At 72.8% G+C, this 23,770-nt stretch carries 26 protein-coding genes and 1 pseudogene; 11 read left to right on the top strand and 16 right to left on the bottom strand.

All coding sequences use genetic code 11. The features are described from left to right. Positions 1–41: 41 nt before the first annotated feature. The 4 genes from cysS to B085_RS0116145 all read right to left on the bottom strand — a co-directional run bounded on the left by cysS (position 42) and on the right by B085_RS0116145 (position 3,559). Positions 42–1,436: a cysteine--tRNA ligase gene (gene cysS / locus B085_RS0116130; protein ID WP_018559597.1), complete on the bottom strand. Its 1,395-nt coding sequence runs from the start codon at positions 1,434–1,436 to the stop codon at positions 42–44. Between the two features lie 178 nt (positions 1,437–1,614). Further along, on the bottom strand, positions 1,615–2,133 hold the full coding sequence (gene ispF / locus B085_RS0116135) for a 2-C-methyl-D-erythritol 2,4-cyclodiphosphate synthase (protein WP_018559598.1): 519 nt from the start codon (positions 2,131–2,133) through the stop codon (positions 1,615–1,617). Beyond that, positions 2,123–2,854: a 2-C-methyl-D-erythritol 4-phosphate cytidylyltransferase gene (gene ispD / locus B085_RS0116140; RefSeq protein ID WP_051102079.1), complete on the bottom strand. Its 732-nt coding sequence runs from the start codon at positions 2,852–2,854 to the stop codon at positions 2,123–2,125. The genes ispF and ispD overlap by 11 nt, the downstream gene beginning before the upstream one ends. Positions 2,855–3,076: 222 nt before the next feature. Then, the gene (locus B085_RS0116145; protein WP_018559600.1) at positions 3,077–3,559 is read right to left on the bottom strand and encodes a CarD family transcriptional regulator; all 483 of its coding nucleotides are present in this window, start codon (positions 3,557–3,559) and stop codon (positions 3,077–3,079) included. Positions 3,560–4,156: 597 nt separating this feature from the next. Between B085_RS0116145 and B085_RS42640 the strand changes: the two genes are divergently transcribed. Beyond that, the gene (locus B085_RS42640) at positions 4,157–4,744 is read left to right on the top strand and encodes a hypothetical protein (RefSeq protein WP_018559601.1); all 588 of its coding nucleotides are present in this window, start codon (positions 4,157–4,159) and stop codon (positions 4,742–4,744) included. Positions 4,745–4,826: 82 nt separating this feature from the next. Here B085_RS42640 and B085_RS0116155 read toward each other — a convergent pair whose 3' ends face one another. Together B085_RS0116155 and B085_RS0116160 are read right to left on the bottom strand one after the other, a co-directional pair. After that, positions 4,827–5,507: a response regulator transcription factor gene (locus tag B085_RS0116155; protein ID WP_018559602.1), complete on the bottom strand. Its 681-nt coding sequence runs from the start codon at positions 5,505–5,507 to the stop codon at positions 4,827–4,829. Continuing rightward, the gene (locus B085_RS0116160) at positions 5,504–6,790 is read right to left on the bottom strand and encodes a sensor histidine kinase (protein ID WP_018559603.1); all 1,287 of its coding nucleotides are present in this window, start codon (positions 6,788–6,790) and stop codon (positions 5,504–5,506) included. Before B085_RS0116160 ends, B085_RS0116155 begins: the two co-directional genes overlap by 4 nt. Positions 6,791–6,995: 205 nt before the next feature. On the opposite strand from B085_RS0116160, the gene phoU reads away from it, so the two are divergent. After that, a complete protein-coding gene (gene phoU, locus B085_RS0116165; protein ID WP_018559604.1) occupies positions 6,996–7,676 on the top strand; it encodes a phosphate signaling complex protein PhoU in 681 nt (226 codons plus the stop codon). A 409-nt stretch (positions 7,677–8,085) separates the two neighbouring features. Here the strand turns inward: phoU and B085_RS0116170 are convergent, their stop codons facing one another. Genes B085_RS0116170 through B085_RS50765 form a run of 3 tightly spaced genes read right to left on the bottom strand, consistent with a single transcriptional unit; the run spans position 8,086 to position 9,831 of the window. Next, complete coding sequence (locus B085_RS0116170) at positions 8,086–8,565, bottom strand: VOC family protein (RefSeq protein WP_018559605.1); 480 nt, start codon at positions 8,563–8,565, stop codon at positions 8,086–8,088. Between the two features lie 35 nt (positions 8,566–8,600). After that, a complete protein-coding gene (locus B085_RS0116175; protein ID WP_018559606.1) occupies positions 8,601–9,287 on the bottom strand; it encodes a class I SAM-dependent methyltransferase in 687 nt (228 codons plus the stop codon). Positions 9,288–9,306: 19 nt separating this feature from the next. After that, complete coding sequence (locus tag B085_RS50765; RefSeq protein WP_018559607.1) at positions 9,307–9,831, bottom strand: hypothetical protein; 525 nt, start codon at positions 9,829–9,831, stop codon at positions 9,307–9,309. Positions 9,832–10,636: 805 nt separating this feature from the next. Here B085_RS50765 and B085_RS0116185 point away from each other — a divergent pair. Continuing rightward, positions 10,637–10,912 carry a ribosomal protein L7/L12 gene (locus B085_RS0116185; RefSeq protein ID WP_018559608.1) on the top strand — a complete coding sequence of 92 codons (276 nt, stop codon included), beginning with the start codon at positions 10,637–10,639 and terminating at the stop codon, positions 10,910–10,912. Between the two features lie 102 nt (positions 10,913–11,014). On the opposite strand, the gene B085_RS0116190 is transcribed toward B085_RS0116185, so the two are convergent. Then, positions 11,015–11,776, bottom strand: coding sequence for a phosphoglyceromutase (locus B085_RS0116190; protein WP_018559609.1), 762 nt, complete (start codon positions 11,774–11,776; stop codon positions 11,015–11,017). 116 nt (positions 11,777–11,892) lie between these two features. Between B085_RS0116190 and B085_RS0116195 the strand changes: the two genes are divergently transcribed. Continuing rightward, entirely contained in the window at positions 11,893–13,182 is a 1,290-nt protein-coding gene (locus B085_RS0116195) for an MDR family MFS transporter (RefSeq protein WP_018559610.1), read from the top strand. Between the two features lie 71 nt (positions 13,183–13,253). Here the strand turns inward: B085_RS0116195 and B085_RS0116200 are convergent, their stop codons facing one another. Next, positions 13,254–13,769, bottom strand: a complete 516-nt coding sequence (locus tag B085_RS0116200) for a YbjN domain-containing protein (RefSeq protein ID WP_026251090.1) — start codon at positions 13,767–13,769, stop codon at positions 13,254–13,256. Beyond that, a complete protein-coding gene (mshA, locus tag B085_RS0116205; RefSeq protein WP_018559612.1) occupies positions 13,762–15,111 on the bottom strand; it encodes a D-inositol-3-phosphate glycosyltransferase in 1,350 nt (449 codons plus the stop codon). Before mshA ends, B085_RS0116200 begins: the two co-directional genes overlap by 8 nt. 154 nt (positions 15,112–15,265) lie before the next feature. On the opposite strand from mshA, the gene B085_RS0116210 reads away from it, so the two are divergent. From B085_RS0116210 to B085_RS0116220, 3 genes and pseudogenes are all read left to right on the top strand, one after another. Continuing rightward, positions 15,266–16,066: a class I SAM-dependent methyltransferase gene (locus B085_RS0116210; RefSeq protein WP_018559613.1), complete on the top strand. Its 801-nt coding sequence runs from the start codon at positions 15,266–15,268 to the stop codon at positions 16,064–16,066. 132 nt (positions 16,067–16,198) lie between these two features. Continuing rightward, a pseudogene (locus B085_RS50770) lies at positions 16,199–16,489 on the top strand (NlpC/P60 family protein); the annotation flags it as partial. A 292-nt stretch (positions 16,490–16,781) separates the two neighbouring features. Beyond that, positions 16,782–18,050: a PP2C family protein-serine/threonine phosphatase gene (locus tag B085_RS0116220; protein WP_018559615.1), complete on the top strand. Its 1,269-nt coding sequence runs from the start codon at positions 16,782–16,784 to the stop codon at positions 18,048–18,050. A gap of 42 nt (positions 18,051–18,092) precedes the next feature. Here B085_RS0116220 and B085_RS0116225 read toward each other — a convergent pair whose 3' ends face one another. The 3 genes from B085_RS0116225 to B085_RS0116235 all read right to left on the bottom strand — a co-directional run bounded on the left by B085_RS0116225 (position 18,093) and on the right by B085_RS0116235 (position 19,713). Next, positions 18,093–18,422 carry a DUF2516 family protein gene (locus tag B085_RS0116225; protein WP_018559616.1) on the bottom strand — a complete coding sequence of 110 codons (330 nt, stop codon included), beginning with the start codon at positions 18,420–18,422 and terminating at the stop codon, positions 18,093–18,095. Positions 18,423–18,509: 87 nt separating this feature from the next. Continuing rightward, entirely contained in the window at positions 18,510–19,133 is a 624-nt protein-coding gene (locus tag B085_RS0116230; protein ID WP_018559617.1) for a hypothetical protein, read from the bottom strand. Between the two features lie 76 nt (positions 19,134–19,209). Next, complete coding sequence (locus tag B085_RS0116235) at positions 19,210–19,713, bottom strand: helix-turn-helix domain-containing protein (RefSeq protein ID WP_037731807.1); 504 nt, start codon at positions 19,711–19,713, stop codon at positions 19,210–19,212. A 149-nt stretch (positions 19,714–19,862) separates the two neighbouring features. Here B085_RS0116235 and B085_RS0116240 point away from each other — a divergent pair, with 149 nt between their 5' ends. The 4 genes from B085_RS0116240 (at position 19,863) to B085_RS0116255 (ending at position 22,905) form a co-directional block, all read left to right on the top strand. Further along, the gene (locus B085_RS0116240) at positions 19,863–20,321 is read left to right on the top strand and encodes a bacteriocin immunity protein (protein ID WP_018559619.1); all 459 of its coding nucleotides are present in this window, start codon (positions 19,863–19,865) and stop codon (positions 20,319–20,321) included. A 92-nt stretch (positions 20,322–20,413) separates the two neighbouring features. Next, entirely contained in the window at positions 20,414–21,484 is a 1,071-nt protein-coding gene (locus B085_RS0116245) for a MerR family transcriptional regulator (protein ID WP_018559620.1), read from the top strand. Positions 21,485–21,493: 9 nt separating this feature from the next. Then, positions 21,494–22,273 (top strand): 2-phosphosulfolactate phosphatase, encoded by a 780-nt coding sequence (locus B085_RS0116250; RefSeq protein WP_018559621.1) that lies wholly within the window; start codon positions 21,494–21,496, stop codon positions 22,271–22,273. An 83-nt stretch (positions 22,274–22,356) separates the two neighbouring features. Next, positions 22,357–22,905 (top strand): DinB family protein, encoded by a 549-nt coding sequence (locus B085_RS0116255; protein WP_018559622.1) that lies wholly within the window; start codon positions 22,357–22,359, stop codon positions 22,903–22,905. A 4-nt stretch (positions 22,906–22,909) separates the two neighbouring features. Here B085_RS0116255 and B085_RS0116260 read toward each other — a convergent pair whose 3' ends face one another. After that, a complete protein-coding gene (locus B085_RS0116260) occupies positions 22,910–23,737 on the bottom strand; it encodes a MerR family transcriptional regulator (RefSeq protein ID WP_018559623.1) in 828 nt (275 codons plus the stop codon). Positions 23,738–23,770: the final 33 nt, after the last annotated feature.

Consider the following 23,770-nt stretch of genomic DNA (forward strand, 5'->3'; position numbering starts at 1 on the left):
CGTGAACGTACGTATGTCTCAATGATGACGCGGGCGCCCGGCTACCGGGAGCCGAGCGTCCAGCGCGGACCCGAGGGCGTGTCCTCGATCTCCAGCCCGGACTGCTGGAGCCGGTCGCGGATGGCGTCGGCGGTCGCGTAGTCCTTGCGGCCCCGGGCCGACTCCCGCTGCTCCAGCACCAGCCGGACGAGGGAGTCCACGACCCCGTGCAGGTCCTCGCCTCGGCCGTCGCCGGCCCAGTGCGGGTCGAGCGGGTCGAGGCCCAGGACGCCGAGCATCGCGCGCACCTCGGCGAGGCGGGCGACGGCGCTCTCCTTGTCGTCCGCGGTGAGCGCCGAGTTGCCCTGCCGGACGGTGGTGTGGACGATCGCCAGCGCCTGCGGGACGCCCATGTCGTCGTCCATCGCCTCGGCGAAGGCCGGCGGCACCTCGGCGGCCGGCTCGACCGGGCCCGCCATCTCGACGACCCGCTGCACGAAGCCCTCGATGCGCGCGAACGCCGACTCGGCCTCGCGCAGCGCCTCCTCGCTGTACTCGATCATCGAGCGGTAGTGCGGGGTGCCGAGGTAGTAGCGCAGCACGATGGGCCGCCAGCGCTTGGTCATCTCGCTCACGAGGACCGAGTTCCCGAGCGACTTGGCCATCTTCTCGCCGGCGATCGTGACCCAGGCGTTGTGCACCCAGTACCGCGCGAACTCGTCACCGAAGGCCTTGGCCTGGGCGATCTCGTTCTCGTGGTGCGGGAAGATCAGGTCGATGCCGCCGCCGTGGATGTCGAAGGCGGTGCCCAGGTACTTGTGGGCCATCGCGGAGCACTCCAGGTGCCAGCCGGGACGGCCGGGGCCCCACGGCGTCTCCCAGAACGGCTCGCCGGGCTTGACGGCCTTCCACATCGCGAAGTCGCGCGCGTCCCGCTTGCCGGTCTCGCCCTCGCTCTCCGGCTGGCGCAGGTTGTCGAGCTCCTGGTTGGACAGCTCCAGGTAGTCCGGGAAGGAGCGGACGTCGAAGTAGACGTTGCCCTCGGACTCGTAGGCGTGGCCGCGCTCGATGAGGCCGCGCATCATCTCGATCATCTCGGGCACGTGGCCGGTGGCGCGCGGCTCGTACGTGGGCGGCAGGCAGCCGAGCGCGTCGTAACCCTCGTTGAAGGCCCGCTCGTTCTCGTAGCCGATCGCCCACCAGGGGCGGCCCTGCTCGCCGGACTTGGTGATGATCTTGTCGTCGATGTCGGTGACGTTGCGGACGAACGTCACGTCGTAGCCGCGGTAGGCGAACCAGCGGCGCATGATGTCGAAGTTCAGGCCCGACCGGATGTGCCCGATGTGCGGGGCCGCCTGCACGGTCGCGCCGCACAGGTAGATCGAGACGCAGCCCGGCCGGAGCGGGGTGAAGTCACGGACCTGGCGCGCGTCGGTGTCGTACAGGCGAATAGTCACGCATCAAGGGTAGTGGCCCCGGGTGCGTGCGCCGTCCGCTCCGCGTGAGCTTCACGGTGTTGTGACGCTCGCGGGGGCCGTGGCACCGGCCGCCCGGCCTGCCGGCCGGTGGCCGCTTCACCCGTACGGCGGACGGCGCGGCCCCGCGGGCGGCGGGTCAACTCGTCCGCGCCGCCGGTCACTTCGCGCGTCGGACCACCAGGGCGGTCGCCACGGCGGCCAGTCCCTCGCCGCGCCCGGTGAAGCCCAGACCGTCGGTCGTCGCGCCGGAGACGGCCACGGGGGCGCCCACCGCGGCGGACAGGATCTTCTGGGCCTCGTCGCGCCGCTTGCCGATCTTGGGGCGCGGGCCGATGACCTGGACGGCCACGTTGCCGATGTCGTAGCCCGCCTCGCGGACGATCCGGGCCGCCTCCGTGAGCAAGGTCACACCGGAGGCGCCGGACCACTCCGGGCGCCCGGTGCCGAAGTGCGCGCCCAGGTCGCCCATGCCGGCGGCGGAGAACAGCGCGTTGCAGGCGGCGTGCGCGACGACGTCGGCGTCGGAGTGCCCGGCCAGGCCGTCCCCCTCGCCCTCCCAGAGCAGGCCGGCGACCCACAGTTCGCGGCCCGCCTCGAAGGCGTGGATGTCGGTGCCGATGCCCACCTGGGGCAGCACGGGGACGTGCGGGGCGGCGGCGGTCGGCTCAGTAGTCATCGGTGGCCCTCCTGCGGGCGAGCACGGCCTCGGCGAGGACCAGGTCCAGCGGGCGGGTGACCTTGAAGGCCTCCTCGTGCCCCGGCACGACCAGCACCTGGACGCCGAGCCGCTCCACCATGCTCGCGTCGTCCGTGACCGCCCCGGTGACCGTGGTGTGCGCCTTGAGCAGCGTCGCCCGGTCGAAGCCCTGGGGGGTCTGGACGGCGCGCAGCAGCGAGCGGTCCGGCGTGCCGACGACGGCTTCGGTGGTCGGGTCGATCTCCTTGACGGTGTCGGCGAGCGGCAGCCCCGGCACGACGGCCGGGGCCCCGTCGCGCACGGCGGCGGCGACGGCGTCGACCATGTCGACCGGCACCAGCGGGCGGGCGGCGTCGTGGACGAGCACCACCTCGACCTCGTCCGGCAGCGCGGCCAGGCCGAGCCGTACCGAGTCCTGCCGGCTCTCACCGCCGGCGACGATCCTTATGTCCTTCGCCTCGGGCAGGCCGTGGCTGTCGAGCAGCGCCCTGACCTCGGCGACCCCGTCGGGGGGCGCCACCACCACGACCAGGGACACCGCGCGGGCGCGGGTCATGGCACGCACCGCGTGCACGAGGATCGGGACGCCGCCCAGGGTGCGCAGCGCCTTGGGCGCACCGGGGCCGAGCCGGACTCCACGTCCGGCGGCGGGAATGACTGCCGCGGTAGTCAGGTTTGTGTCCTTGGCCGAAATGGGTATCGCCTCAACGTGCCGGGCGCGAAGCCCCTGTCGGACCCTTCCGTGACCCCGACAGGGCCACCTGCCCGGGCCCGGCACCCAGTATGCAGGGGGAAGCGACGCGCGAACGAAGACGAGGGGGCTCCTCGGCGTCGCCGAAGTGCCAGGTCACCGTGAAGGCGCCCCGGCATGCCGCAGTGCCCGGCGTATGCAACGCACCGGGCACCACGGCGGAAATCCGCGTCAGGACGCGAGGACCTCGTCGAGGAGGGTCTCGGCCTTGTCCTCGTTGGTGTTCTCCGCGAGCGCGAGCTCACTGACCAGGATCTGGCGGGCCTTGGCGAGCATGCGCTTCTCACCGGCCGACAGCCCGCGCTCCCGCTCGCGACGCCACAGGTCACGCACGACTTCCGCGACCTTGATGACGTCACCGGAGGCGAGCTTCTCCAGATTTGCCTTGTAGCGGCGGGACCAGTTGGTGGGCTCCTCGGTGTACGGTGCGCGCAGCACCTCGAAGACCCGGTCCAGCCCTTCCTGACCAACCACGTCGCGCACGCCGACGAACTCCGCATTGTCCGCGGGCACGCGTACCGTCAAGTCGCCCTGGGCGACCTTGAGCACCAAGTAGGTCTTGTCCACGCCTTTGATCTGGCGAGTTTCGATGGCCTCGATCAGCGCGGCCCCGTGATGGGGATAGACCACGGTGTCGCCAACCTTGAACGTCATGTGACAGGTACCCCTTCCGTGGCTATCCAGGGTAACACGGGAACGGCTGGTTCTGAATGGCGTTTTCGCAGGTCAGGGCATATCTCGGGGCTTGACAAGTGCGACCGGAACGTGCTGCGAAGGACTGGCGGAAGGCGGAATTCGCAGGTCGGAGCGGGTGCCGAGGGGCCCTGAAACGCCCCCGTTACACCCTGCGGACGGCCCGGACAAGGGGAGGAACATCCCGATTTGTCGCTCTCTTGCGGGGGGTCTCCCGCTACTCCGTTCGGCCGCCACGGGCTTGATGCGATCCATTTTCGCACCACGCCGGATTTCCGTACGGCGGATGAACGGTAAATGGATCTTGCCGGTGTGGCGGGAATCGTTCGGTGGAATCCCGGAATGGATTCCGCCGCGCCCGGGCCGGACTGTCCGGCGCCCCGCGTAAGGCCATCGGCGGCCCCTGGAACGCCCCCGGGACACCCGGGCGGGTGAAGCCCCGGCCCGCCCGGGGGTGGCCGGGTGCGGGCGAGCCGAACGGGCTCGGTAACCTGATCCCGCACCAGGTAACCCGTAAGTCCCGTACGTCCGTACCCCGCCCAAGGAGATGCCGCCGCCGTGAGCAGCAGCCTTCGACGCGGCGCTCTCGCCGCCGCCCTCGCACTCTCGCTCTTCCCGCTTGCCGCCTGCGCCGCCGGGAACAACGCGGAGACGCTGCGCATCAGGCCGGACAACGCCGCGACCAGCGTCGGCGACATCGAGGTCCAGAACGTCGTGGTGCTCACCCAGGCCACCTCCGACGGCTCCTCCTCGGTGACGGCCAAGATCTTCAACAACGGCGACGACCAGCAGACCCTGGACTCCGTGAAGGTCGGTGAGCTGGACGCCGATCTGTCCGGCCCGATCACGCTCCCCGGTCACAGCTCCATGCTGCTCGGCGGCGACGGCAACCCGTCCGCCGTCTTCAAGGGCGGCTCCGAGAGCAAGAACGACGGGGACTTCAAGAACGTCGTCTTCGACTTCAGCAAGACCGGTGAGGTCTCCCTGCCGAGCCTGGCGCTGCCCGCCGCCGGCTACTACACCTCCTTCGGGCCGAGCGCGAAGCCCTCGCCCACCGAGACCGCGAGCCCGGGCGAGTCGCCCGCCGAGGGCGTCACGGCCTCGCCCACCGAGACGGAGACGATCACCGAGTCGCCCGCCGGCTGAGGCACCCCGGTACACGGAGGGGCCCCGGGCGCGCATCGCGCCCGGGGCCCCTTCACGTCCGGCGGTGCCGGCCGCGGCCGGTTTACGGCTCGAACTTGTAGCCCAGGCCGCGGACCGTCACCAGGTAGCGCGGGGCACCCGGGTCCGGCTCGATCTTGGCGCGGAGCCGCTTGACGTGGACGTCGAGGGTCTTGGTGTCACCGACGTAGTCGGCGCCCCAGACCCGGTCGATCAGCTGCATGCGGGTGAGGACGCGGCCCGCGTTGCGCAGCAGCATCTCCAGGAGGTCGAACTCCTTGAGCGGCAGGTCGACCTTGCCGCCGCCCACCGTGACGACGTGCCGGTCGACGTCCATGCGGACCGGTCCGGCCTCCAGCGCCGAGGGCGAGATCTCCTCGGGCTCGCCGCGGCGGCGCAGCACCGCCCGGATGCGGGCGACCAGCTCGCGCGAGGAGTAGGGCTTGGTGACGTAGTCGTCCGCTCCTATTTCGAGACCGACAACCTTGTCGATCTCGCTGTCCTTCGCGGTGACCATGATCACCGGGACGGTGGACTTCAGCCGCAGCTGCCGGCAGACCTCCGTGCCGGGCAGGCCCGGCAGCATCAGGTCGAGCAGGACCAGGTCGGCGCCGTTGCGCTCGAACTCGTCCAGCGCGTCGGGTCCGGTCGCCGCGATGGCGACCTCGAAGCCCTCCTTGCGGAGCATGTACGACAGGGCGTCACTGAAGGACTCTTCGTCCTCGACGACGAGTACTCGGGTCACGGAAGGACCTCCGGGGCGGGGATGTGATCGGGAAACGTCTCGTAGAGCGCGGAGGAGGAGCCGGAGCCGGGCCCGGGCTCCCCGTCCTCCGCCGCCACGGCGGTGGAGCGGTCCCGGGCGTCCCGGGACACCGCGGCTTCGGGCAGCCGCAGGGTGAAGGTGGAGCCCTGGCCTTCGGCGCTCCACACCGTGACCTCCCCGCCGTGGGAGGCGGCCACGTGCTTGACGATGGACAGACCGAGCCCGGTGCCGCCCGTGGCGCGCGAACGCGCCGGGTCGACCCGGTAGAACCGCTCGAAGATGCGGTCCCGGTCCTTTTCGGAGATGCCGGTTCCCTGGTCGGTCACGGAGATCTCGATCAGGTCGCCACCGGGTGCGGCGACCCTGCGGCCCGCGATCCCCACGCGGGTGCGGGCCGGGCTGTAGTTGACCGCGTTCTCGACGAGGTTGCCGAGTGCGGCCGCGAGCTGGCTGCGGTTGCCCCAGATGTACAGGTCCGGGGCACCGCCGGTGGCCATGGTGATCTGCTTGGCGTTCGCCGGATGGCGGCAGCGGTCGACGGCCTCGGCGACGAGGTCGTCGACGGCGACGGGCTCGGCGTCGTCGAGGGGGTTGTCGTCCTGGACCCGGGAGAGGTCGATGATCTCCTGGACCAGGCTGGTCAGCCGGGCGGCCTCGATCTGCATCCGGCCCGCGAAGCGCTCGACGGCCTCCGGGTCGTCACTGGCGTCCATCACCGCTTCGGAGAGCAGCGACAGCGCGCCGACCGGGGTCTTGAGCTCATGGCTGACGTTGGCGACGAAGTCTCGCCGTACCGCCTCGATGCGCCGCGCGTCCGTCAGGTCCTCGACCAGCAGCAGGACCAGGCGCGAGCCCAGTGGTGCCACCCGGGCGGAGACCGCCAGGCCCTCCCCGCGGCCGGCGCCCCGGCGGGGCAGGTCCAGTTCCACCTGCCGTATCTCGCCGTCCCGCCGCGTCTCCCGGGCCATCTGCAGCATCTGGTCGACGGCGAGCCTGCCGCCGCGGACCAGCCCGAGGGCGTACGCCGCCGAGCTCGCCTTGACCACCGTGTCGCCCTCGTCGAGGACGACGGCCGACGAGCGCAGCACGGACAGCACCGTGTCCACGCCCGGCGGTAGTACGGCTGCGGCGTCGGGCCGCAGGGATGTGCGTGTGGGGCGGGCCTGTTCCCGCTCGCTCCAGCGGAACGCGAGCACAGCGATCACACCGGTGCAGAGCCCGGCGATCGCACTGGCTGCGGCGACTGCCGCGTTCACGTCCATACACCCAGGTTAGGGGGACGAAATGAGTGGCCCACAGGGTCGGAGCGTCTTCTCGAACGCGCGTTGCCAAGAGTTCACCGTGGTGTCAGTGCCGGTTCATTCCGGATGCTCGGGCGGTACGCGTGCGCCCGCGAGGTTGGGGGCGTGTCAGCGTGGGAGGACAATCCTCTTTTCGAATGGCTGAAGCGGCAACGGAAGGAATGCGATGCGCGACGCATATCACGAGGAACTCGACTCGATCGGTGACGGCCTGGTCGAGATGGCCAGGCTGGTCGGCTCCGCGATCGGGCGGGCCACCACGGCACTGCTCGACGCCGACCTCAAGCTCGCGGAGAGCGTGATCGCCGCCGACGAGAAGGTGGACGACCTGCAGCGCGAGCTGGAGAACCGGGCCATCACCCTGCTCGCCCGCCAGCAGCCCGTCGCGACCGACCTGCGGATCGTCGTCACCAGCCTGCGCATGAGCGCGGACCTGGAGCGCGCCGGCGACCTCGCCCGGCACGTGGCGAAGCTCGCACGGCTGCGCTTCCCCAACACCGCCGTCCCGCGCGACCTGCACAGCACGATCCTGGAGATGGGCCAGCTGGCTCAGCGCCTGATGGCGAAGGCCGCCGAGGTCATCGTCACCAAGGACGTCGACGACGCGCTGCAGCTGGAGGCGGACGACGACCGCATGGACGAGCTGCACCGCACGCTCTTCCAGCACCTGCTCGACGACCGCTGGAAGCACGGCATCGAGACGGCCGTGGACGTCACGCTCGTCGGCCGCTACTACGAGCGCTTCGCCGACCACGCGGTCTCGGTCGCCAAGCGCGTCGTCTACCTCGTCACGGGCGAGCACGCCGACGAGCTGTCCCCGCCGCCCACCCCGATGCCGGCGGACTAGGCCGTGTCGGCCGTACGGCGCGGGACGGCGCGCGGGGCGGGTGCACCCTCCGGGGCGAACGCTTCCGCGCGCCGTTGATGCGCCGGGGTGGGGCGTCGTTCACTGGTGAAAGGCATGCAGGCAGCCGTCGCCAACGGCAGAGGAGGGTAACCATGCCCGAGTCCCCCACGTCACCCACCGCCCGTGACCAGCCGTCCCCCGAGGGGACCCCGCAGTCCCCCGGCATCCGTGAGCTGCCCTTGCTCGGAGCGTGCGGCTGCGGATCGGGCTGCGGATGCGGCTGCCAGTCCGGAGCGCCCTGCCGCTGCGGCGGCAGTTGCTGACTCCACCGCTCCACGCCACCCGCGTTCTTCACGCTCGGGGGCCCGTCCGGTCACTCCGGACGGGCCCCCGACGCCGTTTCCCCCACTCACGCCCCGTCGTACGCGCGGCGCAGCGCGGCGAGGTCCAGCTTCTTCATGGAGTGCATCGCCTTCGTGGTCCGCGTGGCCTTCTCCGGGTCGGCGTCCGCGATCATCTCCAGCAGCACCTCGGGGAACACCTGCCACGACACCCCGAACCGGTCCTTCAGCCAGCCGCAGGGGCCCTCCTCGCCGCCGTCGGTGAGCTTCTCCCAGTAGTGGTCGACCTCTGCCTGGTCGGCGCAGCGGATCTGGAACGAGACCGCCTCGCTGAAGGTGAACTGGGGTCCGCCGTTGAGCGCCACGAACTTCTGGCCGTTGGCCGTGAACTCCACGGCCACCACGGACCCGGCGGGCCCCGGCCCGGCCTCGGTGTAGCGGCCGATCTTGCCGATCGCGGAGTTCTTGAAGACCGAGACGTAGAAGTCCGCCGCCTCCTCGGCCTTCCCGTCGAACCACAGGCACGTGGTGAATCCGTCGGTGGTCATCGCTGCCTCCTCCTGACGCATGGGCGCGTACGCCCTTAGGACGGGCGCGGCACCGGAAACTCATCGGCGTCACGGCGACCGCCGTCCCGGGTCATGAGCAGGTGGCCCCTGCGGAAGCGCTCCTCCGGTCCGGGCTCGCGCAGCATGCGGGCGGTCTCGGTGAAACCGGCGGTGACCGCCAGGGCGGCGAGGTCGTCGATCGGCCAGCGGTAGGCCGTCGTCACCTTGTGGTCGAACGCGTCGAGGCGGCCGCCGCCGGATTCGAAGAAGCCCAGAAGGAGGTGTCCGCCCGGGGCCAGGGTCCGGTGGAACTCGTCGAAGTACGAGGGCAGGTCGCGCGGCGGGGTGTGGATGACCGAGTACCAGGACAGGATGCCGTCCAGCTCGCCGTCGGCGACGTCGTGCAGGGCGTCCATGGAGCCGACGTCGAAGCGCAGGCCGGGATACGCCTCGCGGGCGAGGCCGATCATCACGGGCGACAGATCGACGCCGAACGCGTCCAGCCCGAGGTCCCGGAGGTGCGCGGTGACGTACCCGGGGCCGCACCCCAGGTCGGCGACGGTCCCGCCGCCGGCCGCCCGCACGGAGTCGGCGAAGGCCGCGATGACCGCGCGGTCCAGCGGTAGCGAGTCGAGGTAGTCGTGGAACAGCTCGGCATAGCGGACGGCGACGGCGTCGTACGCACCGGCCGTCGAGACGGAGTGGAGGGAGGGCTCGGTCACGGGCAACGACCTCAGGCTTCTAGACATCGGTGAACCAGGAGCCGATCGACTCCCACGGGAAGGCGTCCCGCCAGCCGGCCGCGCCGGCCGTCCAGCCCGGCAGGGCCGCCACGACCTTCTCCGCCGAGACCGTACGCGTCCGGTAGTGCTCGGCGGGGGCGCGGTCGCGGTACTCCAGTTGGTACGTGCCGTCCGGGCGGTGCCACACCTGGTGGTAGCACTGCTCGTCCCCGGCGCACTCCAGCACCAGGTTCCCGTCGCGGGGGAGGTTCAGCACCGCCTTCTCCAGCGCGACGCCGTGCGGGCCGCCGTCGACGGGGCGGTGGCCGGAGTGCGCGAGGGGGGCGATCTCCACAGGGTCCTCTCCTTCGGGTCGGGCGGGTGGCAGTCCGCAGGCGTCGATCAGCTTGAGGAAGAGGTCCTCCACGAACGGGTCCGCCCGTTCGGCGAGCACCTCGCGCAGCGCCTCACGGTCCCCGGTGAACCCGGCCTCGGCGGCCCAGTCGGCGATCTCCCGCACGATTCCGGGCACCTCCGCGAGCATCCATCGGGTTCCGCTCCTTCTCGCCCTCCCCCCGGGGGCGGGTCGTCCACGGGCGGCGGCGAACCGGCGCTCTCGTAGTCGGCGGCCATCTCCGGGTCGAGGAAGGCGGACCATTCCGCGCCGGACGGCGTGCGGCCGCGTACGAGGCAGACGTCGCTGGCGACGCTCGCGATCAGGACGGGCGAACCGGTCGCCTCGACCAGTGCGTCCAGCCACTGGTCGTGTTCGTCGTCCGGGAGCCCCGTGCCGAGTCGCAGCGTCTGCCGGCCCCCCGGCCGCGGCCCGCACACCTCCAGGTATTGGTCGAGCTCCTCGATGCACCGCGCGGGGTCACCGAGCACGGGCAGCCGCTCCAATGGTGTGTCGCAGCGCGCCAGGACCACATCGCCGGTGTACCCCATGGCTCCCTCCCCGAAGGCTGCCGCCGATGCTAGCGACGGCCACCGACACCGGCCCCGCGGGCGCCGCGGCGGGGCGAATCCGGTTGACCGCCGCCCGCGGCCTTGCGGCACTTCTGCGGAGGCGGATCAGGAGCATGATCACGAAAACTCCTTCTCCTCGCCCCGGGTCTTGCCCGGACATCCCCCGGGGCTGAACTCCTGATCCCGGATGCCCGCCGAAGCGGATCAAGCCCAGACCGAGGCTGCGGACACCGCCTGGCCCATGCCCTGCCCGGGCAAATGCCGATCTGCGCCAACGCCGTGTTGTCGCCGCACCGTGGCCGCCGTCTTCGACGCCACCGAATCGACGCGACAGGGCATTTCAGTGCTCGTAGTCTCAGAGCCGGGAGAGAGGCGGGGGAGCGATGACGGACGAGTACGTGGAGTTGGTGTGCGACGACGTGTCCCATGACGCGGTGCTCACCGATCCGGGCGTCCGCGTGCTGGATGTCGCCCAGGTCGTGCGTCGGCTGAAGGGGCTGAGCCTTTGGCACAGCAAGGTTCTGGTGACAGAGGTTCCCGCCGTGATCCTCGCCGGCGTGCCCGAGGAAGTCGCTGCCACAGCCGTCTCGGCCCTCCGCGAGGCGGGAGCACAGGCGGAGACGCGAGAACGGCCGGAGCCGGAGTTTCCGACGGGCTGAGCACAGCCCGATCAACTCACTGAGGGCCCAGACACGGCCCCGGAGCAGCAACAAGCCCCCTGCCCGCGGGAAACCGCGGGCAGGGGGCTTGATCGCGTCGGGTTACTTCTTCTTGCCCTGGTTCTTCACGGCCTCGATCGCCGCCGCGGCCGCCTCGGGGTCGAGGTAGCGGCCGCCCGGGGTCACGGGGCGGAAGTCGGCGTCGAGCTCGTAGGCGAGCGGGATGCCGGTGGGGATGTTCAGGCCCGCGATGTCGGCGTCGGAGATGCCGTCGAGGTGCTTGACGAGGGCGCGCAGGCTGTTGCCGTGGGCGGCGACCAGCACGGTGCGGCCGGTCAGGAGGTCCGGGACGATGCCGTCGTACCAGTACGGCAGCATGCGCTCGACGACGTCCTTCAGGCACTCGGTGCGCGGGCGCAGCTCCGGCGGGATGGAGGCGTAGCGCGGGTCGTCGCTCTGGGAGAACTCGCTGCCGTCCTCGATCGGCGGCGGCGGGGTGTCGTAGGAGCGGCGCCAGAGCATGAACTGCTCCTCGCCGAACTCGGCGAGGGTCTGCGCCTTGTCCTTGCCCTGGAGGGCGCCGTAGTGGCGCTCGTTGAGGCGCCAGCTGCGGTGGACGGGGATCCAGTGCCGGTCGGCGGCCTCGAGGGCCAGCTGCGCGGTGCGGATCGCGCGCTTCTGGAGGGAGGTGTGGACGACGTCGGGGAGGAGTCCGGCGTCCTTCAGCAGCTCGCCGCCCCGGACCGCCTCCTTCTCGCCCTTCTCGTTGAGGTTGACGTCAACCCAGCCGGTGAAGAGGTTCTTCGCGTTCCACTCGCTCTCGCCGTGGCGGAGGAGGATCAGCTTGTAGGGAGCTTCTGCCATGCCAAGGAGTCTAAGAGAAAACCCCTTGGTCCCCTCCGGAGGGCGCCTGTAAGCTGCGCAGGCCAGCCTGGCCCATTACGCATACGACGCCCCGAACACCGCGAGGAGCAGCCGCCGTGCCCGATGTCAGACGTGCCGTACGGGAGACCGTCTCGGGACTCCCCCGGACCTTCTGGTGGCTGTGGACCAGCACGCTGGTCAACCGGCTCGGCGGCTTCGTCGTCACCTTCCTCGCCCTCTACCTCACGGGGGACCAGGGGTACTCCGCCACCTACGCCGGTCTCGTCGCCTCCCTGTACGGCCTCGGCGGCGCCTTCGGCGCGGTCGTCGGCGGGGTGCTGACCGACCGGGTCGGGCGGCGCTCGACGATGCTGCTGGCGCAGATCGCGACCGCGCTCGCCACGGCGACGCTGGCGTACGTCCACGGGCAGGCGGCGATCGCGGCGGTGGCCCTGATGATCGGCCTGGCGAGCAGCGCGTCGCGGCCGGCCGTGCAGGCGATGATGGCGGACGTGGTGCCCGCGGCGGACCGCGTACGGGCGTTCTCCCTCAACTACTGGGCGATCAACATCGGTTTCGCCGTCTCCTCGGCGGCCGCCGGCCTGATCGCCTCGCAGGGCTACTACTGGCTGTTCCTCGGCGACGCACTCATGACGCTGCTCTGCGCACTGGTGATCTACGCCAGGGTTCCGGAGTCCATGCCGGGCCACGGGCCCGCGGCATCCGGAGCGCCGCCCGCGGACGTCGCCAGGGCGAAGGAGTCCCGGGTCGGCCTCGGGGTCGTGCTGCGCGACCGGCGCTTCATGGCGTTCGTCGCCCTGACGTTCCTGCTGGGCACGGTCACCCAGCAGGGCTCGACGACCCTCTCCGTCCACATGGGCCGCCAAGGCTTCACCGCGAGCGAGTACGGCCTGGTCATCGGCCTCAACGGCCTGCTGATCGTGCTCCTGCAGCTCCCGCTGACCCGGCTCGTCGAGCGGCGGAGCGTGGCGGCGCTGCTCACCGCCGGCACGCTGCTGATGGGCTGGGGCTTCGGCCTCACCGCCTTCGCCGGTTCCGTGGGGTTCTACGCGCTGACGGTGGCGGTGTGGACGGTCGGCGAGATCCTGCACGCGCCGGCCTCGATGTCGCTGGTCGCCGACCTGGCACCGTCGCACGCACGCGGCCGCTACCAGGGGATGTACTCCCTGTCCTGGCCCGCGGCGTCCTTCGCCGGGCCGCTGCTGGGCGGGGTGGCGCTGGACCGGTGGGGCGGCGGCGTGGTGTGGGGGGCCTGCGCCGTGGTCGGCACCGTCGCCGGCGCCGGCTACTGGCTGCTGCTGCGGGAGCGCGGGGCGCGGACCAAGCCGGTGGACGCGGCGCCGCCGGCCCCCGCCCGGGTGCCGGAGCCGACCGCGGACTGCTAGACCGTGTCGTCGCGCGCCGCACCCCGTGCGGACGTCCCGCCGGCACGTCGCGGGGCCGGGGCGGCGGCGCGCTACTCGGCGCCCTTGTCCGCCCTGCCGATCAGATGGGTGAAGGCGTCGAGGTTGCGCGTGGACTCGCCGCGCGCGGTCCGCCAGGCGTGCTCCTTGCGGATCGCGTCCGCGAAGCCCAGCTCCAGCAGCGTGTTGAAGCTGCCGTCGGCGTTCTCCACGACGGCGCCGAGCACCCGGTCGACCTCCTCGGGTGTCACCGCGACGAGGGGCAGCCGGCCGGAGAGGTAGACGTCGCCGAGCGCGTCGATGGCGTAGGCCACCCCGTACAGCCGCGTGTTGCGCTCCAGGAGCCAGCGGTAGAAGGCCTCATGGTTCTCGTCGGGGCGGCGCACGACGAAGGCGTTGACCGTGAGGGTGTGCCGTCCCACGGCGAGGGCGACGGTGGTGGAGAGCTTGCGCGTGCCGGGGAGCTTGACGACGTACTCGCCCCCGGCGCCGGTCTCCCAGTCGAGTTCCGCGTCCTGCAGTGCCTGTTCGACCGCCGCGCGTGCCGACGTCTGCTCCCGCTCACCCATGCGGCGATCGTAGGCGACGACGGCGTTCGGCCATCGCACCCGCGTACACCTCGGCGGTCCGCGTGGCCGCGGCGTCCCAGCCGAAGCACTCCGCGTGCCGGGCGGCGGCCGCGCCCATGGCGGGCACCAGCTGCGGGTGATCGACGTAGCGGCGCAGGGCGCGCGCGTAGTCGGCGGGGTCGTGACCGGCGACGAGGAACCCGGTCTCGCCGTCCTTCACCGCCACCGGCAGTCCGCCGACCGATGCCGCCACCACCGGCGTGCCGCAGGCCTGTGCCTCGATGGCGACCAGCCCGAACGACTCGCTGTAGGAGGGCATGACCAGTACGGACGCGGCCCGGTACCAGTCCGCGAGCCGGTCCTGGGCGACCGGCGGCTGGAAGCGCACCAGGTCGGAGATGCCCAGCCGGGCGGCGAGCTTGTGCAGTCGCTCGGGCCTGGTCAGGCCGCTGCCGCTCGGCCCGCCGACGACGGGGACGACGAGGCGTTCGCGCAGCGACGGGTCCTCCGCGAGCAGGATCGCCACGGCGCGCAGCAGGATGTCGGGCGCCTTGAGGGGCTGTATCCGCCCCGCGAACAGCGGGATCACCGCGTCCTGCGGCAGGCCGAGGCGCGCGCGGGCCCCGGCGCGGCCGCCGTGGGCGTCCGGCCGGAAGCGGTCCAGGTTCACCCCGGGGTGAACGACGGCGACCTTGCGGGGGTCGGCCTCGTAGTGCCGGATCAGCTCGTCGGACTCCTCGGCGGTGTTGGCGATCAGCCGGTCGGCGGCGCCGACGATCTGCGTCTCACCGATGACCCGGGCGGTGGGCTCGGGGGTGTCCCCCTCGGCGAGCGAGGCGTTCTTGACCTTGGCCATGGTGTGCATGGCGTGGACGAGCGGGACGCCCCAGCGCTCGGCGGCGAGCCAGCCGACGTGGCCGGAGAGCCAGTAGTGCGAGTGCACCAGGTCGTAGTGGCCCTGCCGGTGGCTGGCCTCGGCGTGCATCACCCCGTGGGTGAAGGCGCACAGCTGGGCGGGAAGGTCCTCCTTGTTCAGGCCCTCGTACGGGCCCGCGTCCACGTGCCGCACCAGGACGCCGGGGGCCAGCTCGACCGTGGGCGGCAGGGCGGCGGTGGTGGCCCGGGTGAAGATCTCCACCTCCACGCCGGGGCCCTCCGCGAGCCGCTTGGCCAGCTCGACGATGTAGACGTTCATGCCGCCCGCGTCCCCGGTGCCGGGCTGGTGCAGCGGCGAGGTGTGAACGCTGAGCATGGCCACGCGCCGCGGACGGCGCCCGCCGGCATGGCGGCGCAACCGGCGGTGGGCACCGCCGGCCAGGACCTTCGCCACGTACTGGCTCACGTCGCGTCCTCCACTTCTCCGGCGGGCGGCTGAGCGGGCGCCACCCTTCAACAGTGACAACCGGCGGAAGGCCTAGATCCATTTCCGCTTTGCCAAAGCGTGACCGTCGACATGCCCCGGATCCGGCGGCCGCCGCCTCGCATAGGCTCGACGCATGCGTGCGACACGGCCGGTCGGAGAGGTGACCCGGGGGACGACCAACCCCAACCGCCTGCGCCGCATGGACCGCTGGATCGCCGCCCAGCACGGGTCGTCCCTGCGCCGCAGCGACGACCCGCTCGCCGTGGACCTGGGCTACGGCGCGGCACCCTGGACCGCCCTGGAGCTGCTGGTACGGCTGCGCACCGCGCGCCCCGACGCCGAGGTCGTCGGCATCGAGATCGACCCGGCCCGGGTCGCCGCCGCCCGGCCGTACGCGCGCGAGGGGCTCTCCTTCGCGCACGGCGGCTTCGAGGTGCCCCTCCCGGGCGGCCGCAGGCCGGCCCTGATCCGGGCGGCGAACGTGCTGCGCCAGTACGACGAGGAGCGGGTCGCCGAGGTGTGGACGCGGCTGCGGGCCCGGCTCGCGCCGGACGGGCTGCTGGTGGAGGGCACCTGCGACGAGATCGGCCGCCGCCACGTGTGGGTGGCGCTCGGCCCCGAGGGGCCGCGCACGGTGACCTTCGCCACCCGGCTCGGCTCGCTGGAGCGCCCCTCCGACCTGGCGGAGCGGCTGCCCAAGGCGCTGATCCACCGCAATGTGCCGGGCGAGCCGGTCCACGCGTTCCTCACCGACTTCGACCGGGCGTGGGCGGCTGCGGCGCCCTTCGCCTCACTGGGCGCCCGGCAGCGCTGGATCCGCACGGTGCGCAGCCTGGCGGGTCCGGGCGGCTGGCCGGTCACCGACACCCCGGCCCGCTGGCGCCAGGGCGAGGTGACCGTCCGCTGGGAGGCCCTGGCGCCGGCGCCGCGCTGATCCCCGCCGCCGGGCCGGTCCGGCACGGCGCGGGACCGGGACGGCGCGGGAGCGCGATGCGCGGGCCCGCGCCTGCGGCCGATCGCGCCTCCCGTGGCACCATCCCCAGTCATGTGACGGACCGTCAAATACGCGGCGGGCCCGGCCGCCTACGGCTGCTCCGCACCGACCCGGGCCGCCTGGTGCGCCGCCGGGGTCGGCATCCCGCGCATCTCGCAGGAGCAGTGGCGGCTCGGCTCCTGCCGCGCGTCCCCGTGGCGCGGATGCGCCCGGGCGCCCTGGCCGTGTACTTCGACGACGCCGGCCACGTCGGTGTCTACGTGGGCGGCGGCGCCATCGTCCACGCGCCGCGCCCCGGGCGGCGGATCACGGTGGCGGGGGCCGGGTCGATGCCCCGTCCTCGGGGTCGTGCGCCCGGGGTGACGGGAGAGGGCCCGGCACCCCGCTGCGACCTGCGTCCTGTGACCCCCGCCGCGTGACGCGCACCACGCCGCGATGGGGCAAACGTGACGTTGGTCATGCCCGCTTCGTCCTCCCGAGGCCGAAATCCGCAGCTCAGCACCGCATATGACACGCGCGGTTCACCAACAGGGCTCCCCCGCCGCCGGGCGCTACCGCTATGGTCGCCCTTCAGTGTTCTCGGAGCTGAGCAACCGATCCGACCGATCCGACCGCTCCGGGACGTTGCCCTCGGGGGGAGGGAAGGAATTGTCCGATGTCGCCGATGTCCGCGACCGGGCGGCGCGCCGACCAGTACGCCGCCGTGCCGGGGCCGCGCCGGGAAACACCCCTGGCCAACGGCCGGACCTCCCCTGCCCTGACCCTGCTCGTCATCGGTGACGACCCCGCCGGCGCCTTCACCGTCCCCGACCTGCTGGACGTCTCCGGCACACGCGTCCGCATCCGCCGCGCCCGCAACCTGACCGAGGCCGAGCGGCTGCTCCGGGACGACGTCAACTGCATCCTGCTGGAGCTCTCCGCCCAGGCCGCCGAGGGCGCGCCCGACGCGATGGACAGCCTGCGGCAGCTGCTGCGGCTCGCCCCGCGCACCGCCGTGCTGGTGCTCACCCCGGGCACCGACACCGATGCCGAGCGCGCCGCGGAAGCCGTCCGCGTCGGCGCCCAGGACCACCTGACGCCCGCCGACCTGGACCCGTCCCACCTGACCCGGGCCATCCGCTACGCGGTGGAGCGCAAGCGCGCGGACGTCGCGCAGCGCCAGCTGACCGAGACCCGGCTGCTCGCCCAGGAGAACTCGCGGCTGGAACGCGGGCTGCTCCCCACACCGCTGCTCCACGGCGCCGACCTGCGCTTCGCCGCCCGCTACCGGCCCGGCCGCAGCCGGGCCCTGCTCGGCGGCGACTTCTACGACACCGTCCGCACCCCGGACGGCACCGTGCGCGCGATGATCGGCGACGTCTGCGGCCACGGCCCGGACGAGGCCGCCCTCGGCGTGGAGCTGCGCATCGCCTGGCGCGCGCTCACCCTGGCCGGACTGTGCGGGGCCGCCCTGCTGGGCACGCTCCAGCAGGTCCTGGAGCACGAGCGCTCCGACGACGAGATCTTCGCGACCCTCTGCCAGGTCGACATCACTCCTGACGGCCGCGCCGCCGACCTGTGGCTGGCCGGCCACCCGGCACCCCTGCTGTCGCTGTCCGGGATGGCGCCGCAGCTGCTGCCGTACGAGCACGGCGGCCCGGCGCTCGGGCTGCTGCCGCAGAAGGACTGCTGGGAGGGCGCGCGCTTCGAACTGGGCGAGGCGTGGAGCCTGATGCTCTACACCGACGGGCTCATCGAGGGCCGGATCGGCCTGGGCGCGCAGCGGCTGGGCCAGGAGGGCATGGTCGACCTGGTCGGGCGGCAGCTGTCGGCCGGACTCGCCGGCGAGGAGCTGCTGGACGCGGCCATGGCCGAGGTGCGCGAACTCAACGGCGGGGAGCTGACGGACGACGTCGCTCTCATGCTCCTGGAGTCGGGCGCCTGATCCGGCGGCCCCGGCCGGCCAGCCGGCCGGGGGAGGACCGCCTCAGCGGTTGAAGGGGCCGTACGGGCCGTCGCTGCTGCTGCCGCCGCGCCGCCGCGGACCCGACACCTGCTTGAGGGCCGGACGCACGTCGACCGTGTACACGATCACCGCGATCAGGCCGATGATCGGCAGGAACGACATGATCGGCAGGATCGCGATCAGCGCCGCCGCCACCGCCAGGATGATCAGCCAGAAGGCCTTGGTCTTCTTGTCCGCCGCCCGGTAGGCGTCCTCGCGCCGGATGGCCGCGTCGACCAGCGCGAACAGCGCGAACACCAGCAGGGCGATGGAGACCCAGCCCAGCAAGTCGTAGAAGCCCTGCACCAGCATTGCCGTCCACCTCCGTCATCGGCTCCCACCGTACCGGCACAACGGGCCGGGCACGCCATGCGTGCCCGGCCCGTGATGCCCGGCCGCTCAGGAAGCGGGCTTCCCCGGCGTCGCGGGCTTCTTGGCCGTGGGGGCCTTCTTGGCCGCCGCGGGGGCGCCCTTCTTGCCCTGGCCGTCCTGCGCAGGGGACGGCGCGGGGGCGGGAGCGGGTGCCGGCTTGGTGTCCGAGACCGGTGCCTGCCGTGCCGCCGGGACGGGCTCCGGCTCGATCGCGACGGCGATGTCCTCGACCTGCTCGGCGGCCTCGCCGCGCCAGGTGGCGACCGCGTCCTTGCCGCGCTCGGCCAGGCCGTCGTACGCCTCCTTGGCGCGGACCGCGTACTCGGCGGCGCGGCCCACCTGCTGCAGCGCGAAGTCCTGCGCGGAGTCGCGCAGCTTGCGCAGGTCGCCGTCGATGGTGCCCAGGAGGTCGTTGACCTTGGCCTGTGCCTTGGTCTGCGCGTCCTTGGCCTGCGCGGTCACCTTCTCCTGCACGGCCTTGGGGTCGGTGCCGCGGATCTTCTCGATCCGCTCGGGGGCCTCGGCGCGGATCTTCTCGATCAGCGGCGGGACCTCCTTGAGCTTCTCGGCCGCGAGGTCCGCGGTCCCGGCCAGCGCGTACAGCGGGGTCGGGTCCTTGAGGGTCTTGACGATGTCTTCGGTGATCGCCATGAGGGTTTCTCCCGTTTGAGGATGGTGGCGGATACGTCTGTCGGATCGTTCGTCCCGCGCTCCGGGGCGCGGCCGGTCACCCGGCGGCCGCGGCGTCGCCGCCGCCACCGCCGCTGCCCTGTCCGGCCGGTCCGGACGCGTTCGGCTTCAGCACGGCGACGGCCTTCTTCGCCGCCTTCTTCGCCGCGTGCTCGCGCGGCGCAGCGGGCTGCTCGTCAAGAGCTTCCTCCACTGCGGCGTTCTCCTTGCGGAACGACTCGTAGATCTGCACGAGGACTTGCTTCTGCTTCTCGTTGATCGCCGTGTCGGCCAGGATGGCGGTCCGCACCTCCATCCCGTCGCCCTGGTCCCGCTCGTCGAGGATCCCGGCCTGCACGTACAGGGTCTCGGCGGAGATGCGCAGCGCCCGGGCGAGCTGCTGCAGAATCTCTGCGCTGGGCTTGCGCAGCCCGCGCTCGATCTGACTGAGGTAGGGGTTGGACACCCCCGCGGCTTCGGCGAGCTGACGCAGGGACAGCTGCGCGTTGCGGCGCTGCTCCCGCAGGTACTCGCCGAGGGTGCCGACGTTCAGTGAAGCCATGAGTCCGAGCATGCCGCGCGGTGCTAACTTTTGCAAGCAAGGTGCTTGCAAAAGTCTCGTTACGGTCGTGTGACCTACCCCTCCCCGGGCCGCGTCGCGGGCCCGCCAGGCACACGCCCGATGTCGGCGCCCGCGGGCACCATGCCTGCGTGGACCTTCGACCCGAACTGCTCCCGCCGCCCGTCAGCCCGGAACGACTGGCGGAGCTCGCCCGTGAGATCGAGCGGATCGAGGACATGGCCGGGTCCGGCGAACCGGCGGAGCAGGCCGTGACCGCGTTCAACGAGCGCACGGGCCACGACTACCTGCTGTCCGACTTCACCTGCTACGACGCGTCGCGCGGCCTGGAGGAGCTCGCCCGCGAGGCCGCCCGGCCCGCCCGGCCGCGGGTGGCCGACGTCACGCGCGAGGAACTCGCCGAGATCGTCCGCCGTGTCGAGGCCGCTCCGGCCGGCGAGGACACCGACTACCACCTGCTGCTCTTCGACTGCAACACCCCGCACCCGCAGGCCTGCGACCTGCTCTTCCACCCGCCGGCCGGTCTCGAGGACGCCCCGCCCGAGCGGATCGTCGACGCGGCACTCGCCTATCGCCCGATCGCCCTGTGAACGAGCCCGGGCGGCCGGTTGACCTTGACCTTGGGGCAGGCCGCAGCATCGAGGCGGCCGGGCGGCGCCCGGCCCGAGGGAGGGAGCCCGCCATGGAGTCGCTGACGATCGGGGCGTTCGCGAAGGCGTCCCGGCTGTCACCGAAGGCACTGCGGCTGTACGACGAGCTGGGGCTGCTGACACCCGCGCGGGTCGATCCGCTGACCGGCTACCGCCACTACGCGCCCGCCCAGCTGGAGCGCGCCCGGCTCGTGGCCTGGCTGCGGCGGCTGGGGATGCCGCTGGCCCGCATACGGGAGGTGTGCGCGCTGGACGCGCCCGCCGCCGCGCGGGAGATCCGGGCGTACTGGGCGCGTACCGAGGCCGCGCACGGCGCCCGGCGGGACCTGGCCGTCTTCCTCGTCGATCACCTGTCCCGGAAGGACTCCGCCGTGAACGACGCGAACCACCCCCTGGAACTGCGCTACGCCGCCCTTTCCGACGCCGGCCTCGTCCGGCCGGGCAACCAGGACACCGCCTACGCCGGCGAACGGCTGCTGGCGGTGGCCGACGGCTTCGGCGGTGAGGGGGCGCCCGCGGGCGCCGCCGCCGTCGACGCGCTGAGGGAGCTCGACACCGGCGCCGCCGCGGGCGGTCTGCTGGACATGCTGCAGGACGCGCTGGACCGGGCCGACGAGACCGTGCGCGGCTTCGCGGACTCGGGCACCACGCTCACCGCGCTGCTGTGGTCCGGGGAGCGGCTGGCCCTCGTCCACATCGGCGACTCGCGGGCGTACCTGCTGCGCGAGGGCGAGCTCTTCCGGATCACGCACGACCACACGATGGTGCAGTCGATGGTCGACGAGGGCCGGCTGACCGAGGCCGAGGCCGCCTCGCACCCCCAGCGGTCGCTGCTCGTACGGGCGTTGGGCTCGGGCACCCGCCCGGCCGGGCGCCTGCCCGACCTGCGGCTGCACGACCCGCGTCCCGGCGACCGCTACCTGCTGTGCACGGACGGCCTGTCCACCGTCGTACCGGACGGGGAACTGCACCGCGCCCTGGCCTCCGGCGCCGGGCCCGAGGCGGCGGTGCGCACGCTGGTGGACTTGGCCAACGCCGCCGGCGGTCCGGACAACGTCAGTTGCGTGGTCGCCGATGTACGCGGAGGGGCCGCGGCGGCATAGTCCTGGCCCATGGACGAGGAATGGTTTCTGCAGACCGGCCACGGGGTGCGCTTCGAATGGGGACCGGAGGGCGCCCGGCGGGTCGGGGCGCACGTGGCCTGCCTGGTCGTCGTCGACGTCCTGTCCTTCACCACCGCGGTGACGGTGGCCGTCGAGGCGGGGACCGCGGTGCACCCGTACGCCTGGCGCGACGCGACGGCGGCCGCGTACGCGCGGCGGGTCGGGGCGCGGCTGGCCGTGGGGCGCCGAGAGGTGACCGAGCGCTCGCCGTGGTCGCTGTCCCCCGCCGCCCTGCGCCGTGCGCCCTTCACCCCGCGGCTGGTGCTGCCCTCCCCCAACGGTTCGGCGATCGCCGCCGCGGCCGGGGAGGCGGCGACCGTGGTCGCCGCCTCCCTGCGCAACGCGGGCGCCGTCGGCTCGTGGCTCGCCCGGCACGGCTACGGCGTCGGCGACCGTCCCGTCGCGGTGGTCGCCGCCGGCGAGCGCTGGCCCGACGGGACCCTGCGCCCCGCGCTGGAGGATCTGCTCGGCGCCGGCGCCGTCGTCGCCGCGCTGCGCCGGCGCGCGCCCGCGGCGACCCCCTCCCCCGAGGCGCACACCGCGGCCGCGGCCTTCACCGGGACCGCCGACCCCGCCGCCGCCGTCGCGGCCTGCGCCTCCGGGCGCGAACTCCGCGGCGGCGGCTTCCCCGAGGACGTCGCGATCGCCACGGAAGTCGACGCGGCCTCCGTCGTACCCGTCCTGTCCGGGGGAGCCTTCTCCTCGCGGCCCATTGCGGACCGGAACTGACCGCATGGCTGCGTACCGTCGAAGACGCGAAGGACGCCGGAGGACCGGCGCCCGAAGCCAGGACCGACGACAAGGGGAGCGCGATGCCGACGGTGGTACGGAACGAGACGGGTGAGCGGGACGCACTGCTGGCGTACCTGGAGGCGCAGCGCGGCGGGGTGCGGCGCGCGGTGCTCGGCCTCACCGACGAGCAGGCCTCCTCGCGGCCCAGCGTCAGCGAGATGAGCCTCGCCGGGCTGGTCAAGCACGTCACCAGGACCGAGGAGTCCTGGGTGCAGGGCCTGCTGCTCGGCCACGAGGACAAGAAGGGCACCGAGGCGGACTACCTCGACGGCTTCCGGCTGCTGGAGGGCGAGACCCTCGCCGGCTGGCTGGAGGAGTACGCGAGGACCGGCCGGGAGACCGAGGAGGCGATCCTGGCGCTGCCCGACCTGGACGTCGTGGTGCCGCTTCCGGACGCGCCCTGGAACCCGCCGGGCATGAAGGTCAGCGCCCGCTGGATCCTGCTCCACCTCATCGAGGAGACCGCCCGGCACGCCGGGCACGCGGACGTCATCCGCGAGTCCCTGGACGGCCGGACGGCCTTCGAGCTGGTCGCCGAGGCGGCTCAGCAGGGGAAGCCGATGGGGTGACCGCTCACGCCCGCGTCGCCACCGGTTCCTGCAGCTCCGTCACCCAGGTGTCGGGATGCCCCTCGCACTCCAGGTACAGCTCTCGGGGGTAGCCGAGGGACCGGTGGCCCTGGGCGTCGATCCAGCGGGCCAGCGTCTGCTCGGAGCGCAGGACGTCGTCCATGGAGCCGCGGTGCACGATCGTCGCCGCGCTCTCCAGCTCCGGCAGGTCGACGACCGCGAAGTCGTACCCGCCGTCCGGCTCGACCGCGACCTGCAGCCCCGCGTGGACGAGGATCGCGCCCTCCCCCTCCGGCACGTCCTCGTAGTACGCGATCCCCGACCCGACCGGGCGCACGCCCGCCGCGTCCAGCCGCCGGCACAGCTCGTCGTACAGCGGCTGGATGACGGGCCCGATCTGCGCCGGCTCGAACCCGGCCGCGGTCGCCGTCAGCTCCGCGAGCCGCACCGCGGGCACCTTCTTGATCACCACGTCGTCGCTGGGCATCCGTCCCTCGCTCTCGATCGTCCGGAGCCTCGCCTCGACGCCCGCCAGCCGGGCCGCGTCCGCGGCCATCGCCGCCGCGAGCTCGGCGCGGCGCAGCCGCAGCATGCCGCGCAGCTCCTGCGCGCTCACCTCCTCGTCGAGGATCGACCGCACCTGATCGAGGGTGAAGCCGAGGTCCTTGAGGGCGATGACGCGGTTGAGCCGGGCGAGCTGCCCGGCGGCGTAGTGGCGGTAGCCGGTGGCGGGGTCGACACGGTCGGGGCGCAGCAGTCCGATGGCGTCGTAGTGACGCAGCATGCGGACCGACACGCGGCCGTGCCTGGCGAAGTCTCCGATGCCGAACATGACGTCTCCGAGTCCAGCGCCTCACACGGTGTG

This window comes from Streptomyces sp. BoleA5 (genome assembly GCF_000373665.1).
Lineage (GTDB): Bacteria > Actinomycetota > Actinomycetes > Streptomycetales > Streptomycetaceae > Actinacidiphila.